This window comes from Pseudomonas sp. NFACC45 (genome assembly GCF_900113505.1).
Taxonomy (GTDB): domain Bacteria; phylum Pseudomonadota; class Gammaproteobacteria; order Pseudomonadales; family Pseudomonadaceae; genus Aquipseudomonas; species Aquipseudomonas tehranensis.
Map to the genome: position 1 here is coordinate 15,073 of NZ_FOPO01000008.1, position 16,842 is coordinate 31,914.

Here is a 16,842-nt window from a genome sequence, read left to right on the forward strand (position 1 = left end):
ATGAATGCTGAAGACGCCTTGAAACTTGCTCGCCGGTTTATCGGGTTGCCCCTGGACAAGCGCCGGATGTTCCTGGCGGCGCTGGACAAGGAGGGCGTCGAGTTCAGCGGTTTCCCCATCCCCCAGGGCGTCGAAGCCGAAGATCGCCAAGCGTTGTCCTACGCCCAGCAGCGTATGTGGTTCCTCTGGCAACTGGAGCCCGGCAGCGCAGCCTACAACCTGCCGGGGGCGGTGCGGCTCAAGGGCGCGTTGAGTCTGACGGCGCTGGAGCAGGCCTTCGCCAGCCTCGTCGCGCGTCACGAAACCCTGCGTACGGTGTTCCAGCGTCAGGCGGACGATAGCCTGTTGCAAGTGCCGACCTGCGCGCCGCTGGTGATCGAGCAACAGGATTTCAGTGCCTTGCCGGCCGCCGAGCGCGAACGGGCGGTGGCCGAGGCGGCGCAGCAACAGTCACTGCTGCCCTTCGATCTGGCGGTCGGGCCGCTGCTGCGGGTGAAGTTGCTCAAGCTCGACGAGCAGGAACACGTGCTGTTGCTGACCTTGCACCACATCGTCTCCGACGGCTGGTCGATGAACGTGCTGATCGACGAATTCATCCGCTGCTACGACGCCCATGAAGCGGGGCAGACGCCGCAACTCGCGCCGCTGCCGATCCAGTACAGCGACTACGCCCTGTGGCAGCGTCGCTGGCTCGAAGCGGGCGAGCAGGCGCGGCAACTCGAGTATTGGCAGGCGCAACTGGGCAGCGAGCATCCGGTGCTCGAACTGCCGACCGATCACTCGCGCCCGGCCATGCCGAGCTATCGCGGCAGCCGTCATGAGTTTGCCATCGACGCCACTTTGGCGGAGCAACTGCGCAGTACCGCCCAGCAGCATGGCGTCACGCTGTTCATGCTGTTGCTCGGCGCGTTCAACGTGCTGTTGCATCGCTACAGCGGCCAGTCCGATATCCGCGTCGGCGTGCCGATCGCCAACCGCAATCGCGATGAAATCGAAGGCCTGATCGGCTTCTTCGTCAACACCCAGGTGCTGCGCACCGAACTCGACGGGCAGACGCGGGTTGCCGATTTATTGCGCGCAGTCAAAGAGACCGCGCTTGGTGCCCAGGCCCATCAGGACCTGCCATTCGAGCGTCTGGTCGAAGCCTTGAAGCTGGAACGCAGCCTCAGCCATACGCCGCTGTTCCAGGTGATGTACAACCATCAGCCGCACGTAGCCGACATCACCACGGTCAGCACCGCGTCCGGGCTGGAACTCGGCATGCTCGACTGGCAGGGCCGCACCACCCAGTTCGACCTGACCCTGGACACCTACGAAAAGGCCGGCAAGCTGCATGCCGCGCTGACGTACGCCAACGACCTGTTCGAAGCACCAACCATCGCGCGCATGGCCCAGCATTGGTTGCGTTTGCTGGCGGCGATGGTCGCCGATCCGTCGCAACGCATCGGTGAGTTGCCGCTGCTCGACGCCGACGAGCACAACACCCTGGTGCACGGTTGCAATGCCACGGGCCAACGCTATCCGAGCGACCGCTGCATGCATCAACTGATTGAAGCCCAAGTGGCGCGTACCCCGGATGCTCCGGCGTTGTTGTTTGGCGACCAAAGCCTGAGCTACGCCCAGCTCGATGCCCGCGCCAACCGCCTGGCCCATCTGCTGCGTGAGCGCGGTGTGCGGCCGGACACGCTGGTGGGGATCTGCGTCGAGCGTTCGGTGGAAATGGTGGTCGGCCTGCTGGCGATTCACAAGGCTGGCGGCGCCTATGTGCCGCTGGATCCGGAATACCCGCAGGATCGTCTGGCCTACATGATCGAAGACAGCGGGATCGCGTTGCTGCTGACCCAGCGCTCGCTGGCGGCGGGGCTGCCAACCGATGGCGTCACCGTGATTTTGCTCGATCAGCCGAGCGGCTGGCTCGACGGTTACAGCCAGCGTCGCCCCGAGGTGACGGTTGATCCGCTGAGTCTGGCCTATGTGATCTACACCTCCGGCTCCACGGGCAGACCCAAGGGCGCGGGCAACAGTCACGCGGCACTGGTCAACCGTGTGTGCTGGATGCAGCAGGCTTACGGCCTGGACGACAGCGATGCGGTGTTGCAAAAAACGCCGTTCAGCTTCGACGTGTCAGTGTGGGAATTCTTCTGGCCGCTGATGGCCGGTGCATGTCTGGTGGTGGCCGCGCCGGGCGTGCACCGCGACCCGCAGCAACTGATCGAGATCATCAACCGTTACGGCATCAGCACGCTGCACTTCGTGCCGTCGATGCTGCAGGCGTTTATCCATGAGCCGGGCGTGGAAACCTGTGAAGGGCTAAGGCGCATCGTCTGCAGCGGCGAAGCCTTGCCGCTGGACGCGCAGAAACAGGTCTTCGCCAAACTGCCGAACGCCAGCCTCTACAACCTGTACGGGCCGACCGAAGCGGCCATCGACGTGACCCACTGGACGTGCGTCGACGAAGGTGCCGATTGCGTGCCGATCGGTCGGCCGATCGCCAACGTGCGCACCCACGTGCTCGACGCCCAATTGGCGCCGGTGCCGTACGGCGTGTCTGGCGAGTTGTACCTGGGCGGGGCGGGGTTGGCGCGCAGTTATCACCAGCGCCCGGCGCTGACCGCCGAGAGTTTTGTGCCGTGCCCCTTCCATGACGGCGCGCGCCTGTACCGCACCGGCGACCGGGTGCGCCAGCGTGCCGACGGGGTGATCGAATACCTTGGCCGCCTCGACCATCAGGTCAAGCTGCGTGGCCTGCGCATTGAACTGGGTGAAATCGAAACCCGCCTGATGCAGCACCCGCTGGTGCGCGAGGCGGTGGTGTTGGTGCAGGACGGCAAGCATCTGGTGGGTTATCTGGTGCTGGAACACACCCACCCGCACGAGCAGTGGCAGCAGGACGTCAAGGCCTGGCTGCTGGGCAGTCTGCCGGAATACATGGTGCCGACCTACCTGATGCCATTGGCCGGATTACCGGTCACCGCCAACGGCAAACTGGACCGCAAGGCCCTGCCGCAACCGGACGCGACGCCGCAGCAGGCGTTCGTCGCGCCGCAGGATGCGCTGCAGATCGCGCTGGCTGAAATATGGCAGGACGTACTCGGGCTGGAGCGGGTCGGCCTCGAAGACAACTTCTTCGAGCTGGGCGGTGATTCGATCATCTCCATTCAAGTGGTGAGTCGTGCGCGACAGGTCGGTATCGGCATCAATCCGCGTGATCTGTTCCAGTACCAGACCGTGCGCAGCCTGGCCCTGGTCGCCAGCCTCGACCATCACAGTGCGGTGGATCAGGGGCCCATCACCGGCGCGGCCCTCCTCGGGCCGATCCAGCAGCAGTTTTTCTCGCGGCCGATGAACGCCCGTGAGCACTGGAACCAGTCGCTGCTGCTGACCGCTCGCGAGCCCTTGAATGGGCAATGGCTCGACGCGGCGCTGACCTGCGTGATCAATCATCACGATGCCCTGCGCCTGCGCTTTGTGCCTGGCGCGGACGGCTGGCAACAGAGCCACGGACTGCTGCAGCAAAGCGCTGATCTGTGGCTGCGCGAAGCCCAATCCGCCGAGCAATTGAATGCGCTGTGCGACGAGGCACAGCGCAGCCTCTCCCTGCAAGAAGGGCCGCTGTTGCGCGCCATGTTGGTGAATCTGGCCGACGGCAGCCAGCGGCTGGCGCTGGTCATCCATCATCTGGTGGTGGACGGCGTGTCGTGGCGGGTGTTGCTGGAAGATTTGCAGCAGGCTTACGAACAACTGGCGGCGGGTGGCGGCGTGACCTTGCCGGCCAAGACCAGTGCGTTTCAGAGCTGGACCGCGCGTCTGAGCGTCGAAACGTCGCGCTTCGACGATCAGTTGGCCTATTGGAAAGCCCAGCATCTGGGCGCGCTGGATCTGCCGTGCGATCGGCCCCAAGGCAGCCTGGAAAATACCCACGGCGCGAAGATCGAATGGCGTCTGGATGCCGAACTGACCCGACAATTGCTGCAGCGGGCGCCTGCGGCGTATCGCACTCAGGTCAACGATCTGCTGCTGACCGCGCTGGCCCGCACCATCAGTCGCTGGAGCGGGCAGCCGGACACGCTGATCGAACTGGAAGGTCATGGCCGTGAAGCGCTGTTCGAAGACATCGACCTGACCCGGACGGTGGGTTGGTTCACCAGCCTGTTCGCGGTGAAGCTGACGGCCAGCGACGATCTCGGCGGTTCGATCAAGGCGATCAAGGAGCACCTGCGCGGCGTCCCGGACAAAGGCCTGGGTTATGGCGTGCTGCGTCATTTGGCGGCACCTTCGGTGCGCGCCGAACTGGCGGATCTGGCGCCCCCGCGCATCACGTTCAACTATCTCGGGCAGTTCGACCGGCAGTTCGATGAGGCGGCGTTGTTCGTGCCCTCCAGCGAAGGCAGCGGCGTCGCCCAGGACCCGACCGCACCCCTGGCCAACTGGCTGACCGTGGAAGGTCAGGTCTATGGCGGCGAACTGGCGATGAGTTGGGGTTTCAGCCGTGAGATGTTCGACCGCGCGACCGTGCAGCAACTGGTCGATCGATACGCCATTGAGCTCAAGGCGCTGATCGAACATTGCGCCAACCTGGTCACGCCGCAAGCCACACCGTCGGATTTCCCGATGGCGTCTGTCACTCAGGCGCAACTCGACGGGCTGCCGGTGCCGGCCGGCCAGCTCGACGATCTCTATCCACTGTCGCCGATGCAGCAGGGGTTGTTGTTCCACACCCTCTACGAGCAGGCCGCCGGTGAGTACGTGAACCAGTTGCGGGTGGACGTGCAAGGCCTGGACACCGAGCGTTTCCGCGCCGCTTGGCAAGCCACCGTCGATGCGCAGGACATCTTGCGCAGCGGTTTCGTCTGGCAGGGGCAATTGCAGCAACCGCTGCAGATCGTCCACAAGAAGGTGCAATTGCCGTTCACGGTGCTGGACTGGCGCGAGCGTAGCGACCTGGCGCAGGCCCTTGCCGCGCTGGCCGATACCGAGCGCGCGCAAGGTTTCGATCTGAGCCAGGCGCCGCTGTTGCGCCTGGTGCTGGTGCAGACCGGCGCCGGCCAATGGCATTTGATCTACACCTATCACCACATCTTGATGGACGGCTGGAGCAATTCGCAGCTGCTCGGTGAGGTGATGCAACGCTACAGCGGCCGCACGTCGGCCAGCGCCGTCGGGCGCTATCGCGATTACATCGCCTGGCTGCAACGTCAGGACGGGCAATTGAGCGAGGCGTTCTGGAGCGCTCAACTGGCGACTTTGCAGGAGCCGACCCGCTTGGCGCGAGTGATGTCCGCCAGCGAAATCCACAGCGGTCATGGCGATCACTTCCAGACCCTGGACGTGCAGCGCACCCAGGTTCTGGAACAGTTTGCCCGCCAGCAGAAAGTCACCCTCAATACCTTGGTGCAAGCGGCGTGGCTGTTGTTGCTGCAACGCTATACCGGTCACGACTGCGTCGCCTTTGGCGCCACCGTGGCCGGGCGTCCGGCGGACTTGCCGGGCATCGAGCGACAGGTCGGCCTGTTCATCAACACGTTGCCGGTGATCGCCGCGCCGCGCCCGGATCAGTCGGTCGGGGCCTGGCTGCAAGCGGTGCAGGCGCAGAACCTGAGCCTGCGCGATTTCGAGCACACGCCGCTGGCCGACATCCAGCGCTGGGCCGGGCAGGGCGGCGAAGCGCTGTTCGACAACATCCTGGTGTTCGAGAACTACCCGATTGCCCAGGCCCTGCAAGAAGGCGCCGGGCAGGGCGTGGTGTTCGGTGAGGTCACACACCAGGAGCAAACCCATTACCCGTTGAGCGTTGCGGTGACCATTGGCCAGAGCCTGGCGCTGCACTACAGCTTCGACCGGGCGCATTTCAGCCCGGCGGCCATCGCCGGCATCAGCGAGCACCTGTTGCAACTGCTGGAACGCTTCGCCGAATCGGCGCTGCGCCACCTGGGGGAAATCGCCTTGGCCGGCGCCGAGGAACAGGCCCGGCAGCAGGCGGCCAACCACCCGCAGCCGTACCCGACCGAGATTGCCGTACACCACCGCATCGCCCATCTGGCGGCGCTAAACCCGCACAGTACGGCGGTGATTTTCGACGGCCAGCGTTTCAGTTATGGCGACATCGAGCGGCGGGCCAACCAGTTGGCTCATGCGCTGATTGCTCATGGCGTGGGCCCGGAAACCCGGGTCGGTGTGGCTTTGCCGCGCAGCGAAGGGGTGATTGTCGCGCTGCTGGCGGTGCTCAAGGCCGGCGGTGCTTATGTGCCGCTGGACACTGGCTATCCCCGTGAACGCCTGGCGTACCTGATCGAGGATTCAGGGCTGGCGTTGTTGCTCACCGACTCCCGGGTGTCGGCGCAGTTGCCGTTGGAAGGCGCCGCCCAGGTGCTGGAACTCGATCGCCTGGACCTGAGCCTGCAACCGGTGAGCACACCGTCCGTCCAGATCGACCCGCAGAACCTCGCTTACGTGATCTACACCTCCGGTTCCACCGGTAATCCCAAGGGGGTGAGTGTGGCCCATGGTCCGTTGGCGATGCACTGCCAGGCCATCGGCGAGCGCTATGAAATGCACAGCAGCGATTGCGAATTCCATTTCATGTCCTTCGCCTTCGACGGTGCCCATGAGCGCTGGCTCACCAGCCTGACCCACGGTGCCTCCTTGCTGATTCGCGATGACAGCCTGTGGACCCCGGAACAAACCTATAACGCCCTGCGCGAGCACGCTGTGACGGTGGTGGCGTTCCCGCCGGTGTACCTGCAACAACTGGCCGAACACGCCGAGCGCGAGGGCAACCCGCCGAAGGTGCGCATCTATTGCTTTGGCGGCGATGCGGTGGCCAACGCCAGTTTCGAACGGGTCAAGCGCGCCCTGAATCCAGACTTCATCATCAACGGCTACGGCCCGACCGAAACCGTGGTCACGCCGCTGATCTGGAAAGCCGGCCGTGACGTGGTGTGCGGGGCTGCGTATGCGCCCATCGGCAGCCGCATCGGCGACCGCAGCGCCTACGTGCTGGACGCCGACCTGAACCTGCTGCCCCAAGGCATGGCCGGTGAGCTGTACCTGGGTGGCAGCGGTCTGGCCCGGGGTTACCTCAACCGTCCAGGCTTGACGGCCGAGCGGTTTATCGCCGACCCGTTCAGTGCGGGTGGTGGCTTGCTGTACCGCACCGGCGACCTGGTGCGCCAGCGCGCAGACGGCACGTTCGATTATCTGGACCGCATCGACAACCAGGTGAAGATTCGTGGTTTCCGTATCGAACTGGGAGAAGTCGAAGCCAGCCTGCAAGCCCTCGATGGCGTGCGTGAAGCGGTGGTGGTCGCCCAGGAAGGCAGCGCCGGCAGCGGCAAGCGTCTGGTGGCCTATGTGGTGGCCGATGAATCAATGGTCTCGCGTGCCGATGTCACCGAGTACCTGCGCGACCAACTCAAGGCCACCCTGCCGGCGCACATGGTCCCGGCCTATCTGCTGCTGCTCGAACGCCTGCCACTGACCCCCAACGGCAAGCTCGACCGCAAGAACCTGCCCAAGCCTGACGTCAGTCAATTGCAGCAACGCTACGTGGCACCGCGCAGCCCCCTGGAGCAGCAACTGGTGTCCATCTGGCAGGACGTGCTCAAGCTCGGGCAAGTCGGCCTGCGGGATAACTTCTTCGAGTTGGGGGGTGATTCCATCGTCTCGATCCAGGTGGTCAGCCGCGCCCGGCAGGCGGGTATTCATTTCACCCCCAAAGACTTGTTCCAGCACCAGACCATCGAAGCGTTGGCGGTGGTGGCGCGTCTGGGTGAAACCACGCACGTCATCGATCAAGGCCCGGTGACCGGTGCGCTGACCCTGTTGCCGGTGCAACGGCTGTTCTTCGAGCAGGCGATCCCTGAGCGTCAGCACTGGAACCAGGCGGTGATGCTCAAGCCCACGCACGCTCTGGATGCCCGCGTGCTGGCGCAAGCCTTGAGCGCGCTGGTGGTGCAGCACGATGGCCTGCGCTTGAGCTTCAGCGAGCGCAGCGAGGGCTGGCAGGCCACTTACCGGTCCCCGGCCAGCGACTGCGCAGAGCTGCTTTGGGCGGTGGACGTGCCTGACGCCCAGGCGCTGGATAACATTGCCAACCGTGCACAACGCAGCCTGGACCTGCAAGACGGGCCACTGCTGCGGGCGGTGCTGGCGACGTTGGCCGATGGCAGCCAGCGGCTGTTGCTGGTGATCCACCACCTGGTGGTGGATGGCGTGTCGTGGCGGATTCTGTTCGACGATCTGCAAAGCGCCTACCGGCAACTGGCCGACGGCGCGATGCTGCAGTTGCCAGCGAAAACGACCTCGGCACAGGTCTGGGCCGAACGTTTGCAAGGTTATGCCCGCAGCGCGTCGTTGCAGGAAGAACTGGCCTACTGGCAGGCCCAACTGGAGGGTGTCGATGGGCGGTTGCCGATGGACAATCCCCTGGGCGGCCAGCAGAACCACCTCGCGCTGACGGTACGCACCCGGCTCGATGCTTCATTGACCCGCCAACTGCTGCAAGACGCGCCCAAGGCCTATCGCACCCAGGTCAATGATCTGCTGCTCACCGCTTTGGCCCGGGTCATGGTGCGCTGGACCGGCACCGACAGCGCGTTGATCCAGCTCGAAGGCCATGGTCGTGAAGCGTTGTTCGATGATGTGGACCTGACCCGCACCGTCGGTTGGTTCACCAGCCTGTACCCGGCCAGACTGACGCCGTCGACGGACCTGGGCAGCTCCCTCAAGCAGATCAAGGAGCAGTTGCGCTCGATCCCCAACAAAGGCCTGGGTTTCGGTGCCTTGGCCCATCTGGCGGATAGCCCGACGCAGGCGATCCTTGCCCGGCTGCCGGTACCGCAGCTGACCTTCAATTACCTGGGGCAGTTCGATGCCAGCTTCAGCGAAGCGCAAGGTGCCTTGTTCGTGCCGGCCAGCGAAGGCGCCGGCGATGAATTGAACGCCCAGGCACCGCTGTCCAACGTCCTGGCGCTTAACGGCCAAGTGTTTGGCGGCGAACTGAACCTGGGCTGGACCTTCAGCCGCGAGCAGTTCAACGAAGCCACCGTCCAGGCCCTGGCCGACGATTACGCCCGCGAGTTGCAAGGCCTGATCGAACATTGCTGCCACGGCGAGCATGGCGGCGTGACGCCGTCGGACTTCCCCCTGGCCCGCCTGAACCAGCAGCAACTCGATGGATTGCCGGTGGCGACGGCGCAGATCGCCGACCTGTATCCACTGTCGCCGATGCAACAAGGGATGCTGTTCCATAGCGTCTACGGCGACGCCACGGGCGACTACATCAACCAATTGCGCCTGGACGTTGAAGGGCTTGACCCGCAACGTTTCCGTCAAGCCTGGCAGGCAGCGGTGGACGCCCATGACATCCTGCGCACACGGTTTGTCTGGCAGGGTGACCTGCCAGATCCGGTGCAGATCGTCAGCAAGCAATTGGACTTGCCTTACCGCTTGCATGATTTGCGGGACGCTGCGCAGCCCGATGAAACCTTGCAGGCCCTGGCCGAAGCCGAGCGCCGGCAGTTGGACCTGAACGCGCCGGCCCTGTTGCGGCTGCTGATTGTGCGGCTCGATGAGCAGCGCTATCAGTTGATCTACACCCACCATCACATCCTGATGGACGGCTGGAGCAATTCCCAGTTGCTGGGGGAAGTGTTGCAGCGCTACAGCGGCCAGAGCGTTTCGCTGCACGGCGGTCGTTACCGCGATTACATCGCCTGGCTGCAACGTCAGGATGCGGCGGCCAGCGAAGCGTTCTGGAGACCGGCGCTGCAGCGCCTGGAGACGCCGACGCGTCTGGCCGATGCTGTGGCGAAGTCCGGGGAGGCCGACACGGGCTACGGCGATCATGTGCAGGTCCTGGACGAGACGCTGACCCGGCGCCTGGAAACGTTTGCCCGCGCCTCGAAAGTCACCGTCAACACGCTGGTGCAGGCCGCGTGGCTGCTGTTGTTGCAGCGTTACACCGGCAAAGACACCGTGGCCTTCGGCGCGACGGTGGCCGGCCGCCCGGCGGACTTGCCCGGTATCGAGCAGCAGATCGGCCTGTTCATCAACACCCTGCCGGTGATCGCCAGCCCCCGAGCCGAGCAGTCCCTGGACAGCTGGTTGCAAACGGTGCAAGGGCAAAACCTGGCGCTGCGCGAGTTCGAGCACACCGCGTTGCTGGATATCCAGCGCTGGGCCGGGCAGGGCGGTGAAGCGCTGTTCGACAGTTTGCTGGTGTTCGAGAACTACCCGATTGCCCAGGCCCTGGAGCAGGGCGCGCCGGATGGCCTGCGCTTCGGCCCGGCGCTCACCCAGGAGCAAACCAACTACCCGTTGACGCTGTTGGTGGGCCTGGACCAGCAACTGTCGGTGCATATGAGCTATCAGCGGGCGAGTTTCGCACCCGCTACCGTCGTGCGACTGGCGACGCATCTGGCCCAGTTGTTGGGCCAGATGACCGCCCAAGGCGAGCGCTGCCTGGGTGAACTGTCGATGCTTGAGTTCGATGAGCATCAGCGCCTGACCCACGACTGGAACCCGGTTGATGCGCCCTTCGAACAAGCGCTGTGCATCCACCAGATGATTGCTCGCCAGGCCGAGGCCGCACCGGATGCCCTGGCGGTGACCTTCGCCAATACCCGACTGAGCTACAGCGAACTCGATAGCCGCGCCAATCGCCTGGCTCACCAGCTCATCGAAATGGGCGTGGGCCCGGAAGTGCGGGTGGGCGTGGCAATGCCGCGCTCCGAACACCTGCTGATCGCCTTGCTGGCGGTGCTCAAGGCCGGCGGCGCCTACGTGCCGCTGGACCCGGATTACCCGGCCGAGCGCGTGGCCTACATGCTCGACGACAGCCGCGCGCGAGTGTTGCTGACTGAACAATCCGTGGCGGCGACGCTGACCGTGCCGGCCGAAACCGCTGTGCTGATGCTGGATCAGCTCGACCTGGCGCACTACCCATTGAGCGCACCGCACACAACGGTCACGCCAGACAACCTGGCCTACGTGATCTACACCTCCGGCTCCACCGGCCAACCGAAGGGCGTGGCGATTGCCCATCGCAATGTGCTGGCGCTGATCGACTGGTCCAGATCGGTCTACAGCCAGGACGACATCCAGGGCGTGCTCGCTTCGACTTCAGTGTGCTTCGACTTGTCGGTGTGGGAGCTGTTCGTGACCCTGGCCAACGGCGGTTCGCTGATCATCGCCCGCAATGCCCTGGAGCTGCCGCAACTGCCGGCCCGCGATCAGGTACGGCTGATCAACAGCGTGCCGTCGGCCGTCGCCGCGTTGCAGCGCAGCGGCGAAATTCCGGCCAGCGTGCGCATCATCAACCTGGCCGGTGAGCCGCTGAAGCAGAGCCTGGTGGATGAGTTGTATCAGCATCCTCCCCAGCCTGTAGGAGTAACGCCTGTGGGAGCAAAGCTTGCTCGCGATGGCGTCCTATCGGCTGACTTGTGCGTGACTGACTCACCGCTATCGCGAGCAAGCTTTGCTCCCACAGGCCTGCTCCCACAGTTGGCAGGGATTGAGCACGTCTACGACCTTTACGGCCCCTCGGAAGACACCACCTATTCCACCTGGACCCGCCGCACCGCTGGCGGCACGGCGAACATCGGCCGGCCGCTCAAGCACACCACCAGCTACCTGCTCGACGCCAACCTGCAAGCGGTGCCCCAGGGTATTTCGGCCGAGCTGTACCTGAGCGGCGCGGGCATCACCCGTGGCTACCTCGGCCGCGCCGCGATGACCGCCGAGAAGTACGTGCCCAACCCGTTTTCCACCACCGGCGAACGTCTATACCGCACGGGTGACTTGAGCCGTTATCGCACCGATGGCGTGCTCGAGTATCAGGGCCGCATCGACCATCAGGTGAAGATCCGCGGTTTCCGCATTGAGCTGGGAGAGATCGAGGCGCGACTGCTGCAACAGCCTCAGGTGCGTGAAGTGGCGGTGCTGGCCCAGGACGTGTCGGGCGGCCAGCAATTGGTGGCCTACGTGGTTGCGCCGTCCCTGAACCTGGAGGGCGCCGAGGAGCAACGCGCACTGCGCGATGAACTCAAGGCCAGGCTCAAGGAACACCTGCCCGACTACATGATTCCGACCCATCTGCTGTTCCTCGATCAATTGCCGCTGACCCCCAACGGCAAGCTCGACCGCAAGGCCCTGCCGGCTGTGGACACCGGTCTGTTGCAGGCCGGTTATGTCGCGCCTGTCACTGAGCTTGAGCAGCAGGTCGCGGCGATCTGGGCACAGGTGCTCACTGTGCAGCGTGTGGGCCTGAACGATCACTTTTTCGAGCTGGGCGGGCATTCGCTGCTGGCGGTCAATGCCGTCTCGCGCATGGCGCTCGAACTGGGCTTGACCCTGACCCCACAACTGATTTTCCAGCACCCCGTCCTGAGGGATTTTGTCGCGCAACTGGACACCGGGGACGCGCCAATCAATGAACAGAAACTCAGCAAGCTGCAAGCCCTGCTTGATGAAATGGAGGAAGTCTGATGGACAAGAGTGTTGCTTTGACGATTGCCAAGCGCTTTATCACTCTGCCGCTGGACAAACGTAAGCTGTACCTGGAGAAGATGCTCGAAGAGGGTGTTTCGCCGGCCAATCTGCCGATTCCCGAGGTGCGTCTGGGGTTCGAACACATCCCGCTCTCCTATGCCCAGGAACGTCAATGGTTCCTCTGGCAAATGGATCCCCACAGTTCGGCTTACCACATCCCCAGTGCCCTGCGCCTCAAGGGGCAACTGGACGTGCCGGCCCTGGAGCGCAGCTTCAACGCACTGCTCGAGCGCCACGAAAGCTTGCGCACCACCTTCAGCGAGAACGGCGAGCAAACCGTGCAGGTCATCCACCGGCACATGCCTCTGGGCATCGCGGTCCAGGCCTTGACCGCCGGTCCGTCGGCCAACCAGGACGACGACATCAAGGCGTTCGTCGAGGCTGAAACCACACGCCCGTTTGATTTGCGCCAGGGGCCGTTGCTGCGGGTTTCGCTGTTGAAAATCGCCGAGGACGACCACGTGCTGGCGTTGATCCAGCATCACATCATTGCCGATGGCTGGTCGATGCAGGTGCTGGTGGATGAACTGGTGCGGCACTACGCGGCCGACACCGCCGGCCAGCCGTTGGCGTTGCCAGCGCTGAGCGTGCAATACGCCGACTATGCGATCTGGCAGCGTCACTGGCTCGAGGCCGGTGAACGTGAGCGGCAGTTGGCCTACTGGGTGCAAACCCTGGGCGACGAACAACCGGTATTGGAGTTGCCCCTCGATCATCCGCGCCCGCCCGTGCAGAGTTTTCGCGGTGCGCGCCTGGACCTGAACCTGCCGCCGGAACTGGGCGCGGCGCTCAAGCAGTTAGCCCAGCGCGAAGGCGCCAGTCTGTTCATGGTCTTGCTGGCGTCTTTCCAGGCCTTGCTGCATCGCTACAGCGGCCAGCCGCAGATTCGCGTCGGCGTGCCGGTGGCTAACCGCAATCGGGTCGAGACCGAGGGCCTGATCGGCTTTTTCGTCAACACCCAGGTGCTCAACGCCCATGTGGATGGACAACTGCCGTTCGACCGTTTGCTCGCGCAGGTCAAGCAGTCGGCCATGGCGGCCCAGGCTCATCAGGACTTGCCGTTCGAGCAGTTGATCGAGGCCCTGCAACCTGAACGCAGCCTCAGCCACAGTCCGATCTTCCAGGTCATGTTCAACCACCAGACCGCCAGCGACACCCAGAACCGACAACTGCAACTGCCGCACATGAGCGTCGAAGACCTGGTATGGGAAGGGCGCACCGCCCAGTTCGATCTGACCCTGGGCACTTATGAAACCGGGCAGGGTGTCGCGGCGGAGCTGACTTACGCCACCGACCTGTTCGAACCCCAAACCATCGAACGCCTGGCGCGCCACTGGCAGAACCTGTTGCAAGGCATCGTCGATGCGCCGCAGCAGCGCATCGGTGAGTTGCCGCTGCTCGACACCGCCCAGCAGCGCCTCACGCAGCAAGACTGGCACCGTGTGGTCGACCATGGCAGCGCCGCCCTGTGCGTGCACCAGCGCATCGCCGAACAGGCGCGCAACACGCCTGATGCACTGGCGCTGACCATCGATGGACAGGCCTTGAACTACGGGCAACTGGACGCGCGCGCCAACCAACTCGCCCACCGCTTGATTGGCCTGGGCGTGACGCCGGATCAGCCGGTGGGCATCGCGGTGCAGCGCAGCGCCGAGATGATCGTCGGCCTGCTGGCGATTCTCAAGGCCGGCGGCGCTTATGTGCCACTGGACCCGGCGTACCCCGAGGATCGCCTGGCCTACATGATCCAGGACAGCGGCATCGAGTTGCTGCTGACTCAGGCCCCTTTGCAAGCTCAACTGCCGATCCCAGCGACCCTCCAGACCCTGTTGCTGGACCAGCCGGACGCCGCTTGGCTCGGTGCACCGCGCACCTGTCCGGAGGTGCCCTTGACCGCCGAGCACCTGGCCTACGTCATCTACACCTCCGGCTCCACCGGCAAACCCAAGGGCGTGATGGTGCGTCATGGGGCGCTGAGCAATTTCGTCACCAGCATGATCGCCCGGCCAGGCATCACGGCCAGCGATCGCATGCTGTCGCTGACGACGTTTTCCTTCGACATTTTTGGCCTGGAAATCTACGGGCCATTGTCGGCTGGAGCCAGCGTGGTGCTGACCGGGCAGAACGTGCACCAGGATCCGCAAGCGGTGTTGGCGCTGATCGAACAACACGATGTGACGGTGTTGCAAGCCACGCCTTCGAGCTGGCGTATGTTGCTCGATCATGAACACTCGGCGTTGCTGGCCGGTCGCACGTTCCTCTGCGGCGGCGAGGCGTTGCCCCTGGAGTTGGCGCAACGACTGCTGGCGCTTTCGCCGAGGGTCTGGAATCTCTACGGCCCGACCGAAACCACGATCTGGTCGGCGGTGCATCCGCTGAGTCTGGAAAACAGCCGTCCGTTCCTGGGCAAGCCGCTGGACAACACGGCCCTATACATCGTGGGCAGTGACCTGACGCTCAACCCTGCGGGCGCGCCGGGTGAGTTGCTGATTGGCGGTGACGGGCTGGCCCGCGGCTACTTTCAACGTCCGGCGTTGACCGCCGAACGTTTTGTGCCGGACCCGTTCTCCACCTGCGGCGAGCGGCTGTACCGCACCGGCGACCTGACCCGTTATCGGGCCGAAGGCGTGGTCGAGTACATCGGACGCATCGACCATCAGGTCAAGATCCGCGGCTTGCGCATCGAGCTGGGGGAAATCGAAGCGGCGTTGCTGGCCCAGGACAGTGTGCGGGAAACCGTGGTGGTGGCCCATGAAGCCCCGACCGGTGCACAACTGGTGGGTTACGTGGTGCCCGCGACCGGTGAAGTAGCGGACGAGTCTTCGTTACGCGCTTCGCTCAAGGCCGCGCTCAAGGCGCAATTGCCCGAGTACATGGTTCCGGCGCACCTGGTGTTCCTGGCACAACTGCCGCTGACGCCCAATGGTAAGGTCGATCGCAAGGCGTTGCCGGCGCCCGATGTTGGCGACGTGCAACGGCTTTACGTGGCACCCCGCAATCAGCGTGAGCAACAGGTGGCAGCGATCTGGCAGGAGGTGCTCAAGCTTGAACGAGTAGGGCTGGAGGACAACTTCTTCGAGTTGGGCGGACACTCGCTGCTGGTCACCCAGGTGGTGTCTCGGGTCCGTCGAGCGTTGGATATCGAAGTGCCGCTGCGCAGCCTGTTCGAACACAGCACGTTGCAGGACTTTGTCAATGGCCTCGACGCCGGCCAAGGCGAACAGGCGCCTGCGATGGTGCCGGTGTCGCGTGACGCACCGCTGCCGCTGTCGTTTGCCCAGGAACGCCAGTGGTTCCTGTGGAAAATGGACCCCGACAGCGCCGCCTATAATATTCCGACCGCGCTGCGGATACGCGGTGCGCTGGACAAAATCGCCCTGCGTCACAGCTTTGAAGCGCTGCTGGCACGTCACGAAAGCTTGCGCACGGCGTTCGTCGAGGACGATGGCCGCACCTGCCAGGTGATTCGCCCGCAGTGGCAGGTCCACTTCGTCGAGCACCGCCTGGCAGTGGCGGACGAGGCCAGTATTCAGGCGTTCCTCGAGCAGCAGACGCAACGCCCGTTCGATTTGCTCAGCGAGGCGCTGTTGCGCGTGGCGCTGCTGGAGCTGAGTGAGCGGGAGCACATGCTGGTCCTGACTGTGCATCACATCGTTGCCGACGCCTGGTCGTTGCAGGTGATGGTCGATGACCTGATGAGCCTGTATTCGGCTTTCATTCAGGAGCAGCCCGCGCAGTTGCCGCCTCTGGCGGTGCAATACGCCGACTATGCCGTCTGGCAGCGGCAATGGATGGCCGCCGGCGAACAGGAGCGACAACTGGCGTACTGGACCGGGCAACTGGGCAGCGAGCAACCGCTGTTGGCGCTGCCCACAGACCATCCGCGCCCGGCGCAGCAAAGCCTGCGCGGCGCGCGGTTACCGATTGTGCTGGATCGCGCGTTGAGCGATGCCCTCAAGGCCTTGGCCCGACGGGAAAACGTCACGCTGTTCGTGTTGTTGCTCGGTTCTTTTCAGGCGCTGCTACATCGCTACAGCGGTCAGGCCGACATCCGCGTCGGAGTGCCGATTGCCAACCGTCAACGCCTGGAAACCGAGCGGTTGATCGGTTTCTTCGTCAATACCCAGGTGCTGCGGGCCGAGTTCCACAGCGATTTGACCGGCGCCGGTTTGTTGCAACAGCTCAAGCAGACGGCCATGGCGGCGCAGATGCATCAGGACCTGCCGTTCGAGCAATTGGTCGATGCCTTGCAACCGCAGCGCAACCTGAGCCACAGCCCGTTGTTCCAGGCCA

Annotated in this window: 2 protein-coding genes (1 of these 2 only partly in view); both read left to right on the forward strand. The window is 64.2% G+C overall.

All coding sequences use genetic code 11. The features are described from left to right. Window positions 1-12,486 (forward strand): non-ribosomal peptide synthetase, encoded by a 12,486-nt coding sequence (locus BM132_RS15720; protein WP_092456592.1) that lies wholly within the window; start codon window positions 1-3, stop codon window positions 12,484-12,486. Next, window positions 12,486-16,842 carry the 5' portion of a non-ribosomal peptide synthetase gene (locus tag BM132_RS15725; protein WP_092456595.1) on the forward strand. 9,173 nt of this gene lie beyond the right edge of the window, so only the first 4,357 of its 13,530 coding nucleotides appear in the window; its start codon is at window positions 12,486-12,488; its stop codon lies beyond the right edge, outside the window. Before BM132_RS15720 ends, BM132_RS15725 begins: the two co-directional genes overlap by 1 nt.

Excerpts from the sequence above, each read along its gene's own strand:
- BM132_RS15720 (WP_092456592.1), top strand. The coding sequence starts at position 1 with ATGAATGCTGAAGACGCCTTGAAACTTGCTCGCCGGTTTATCGGGTTG.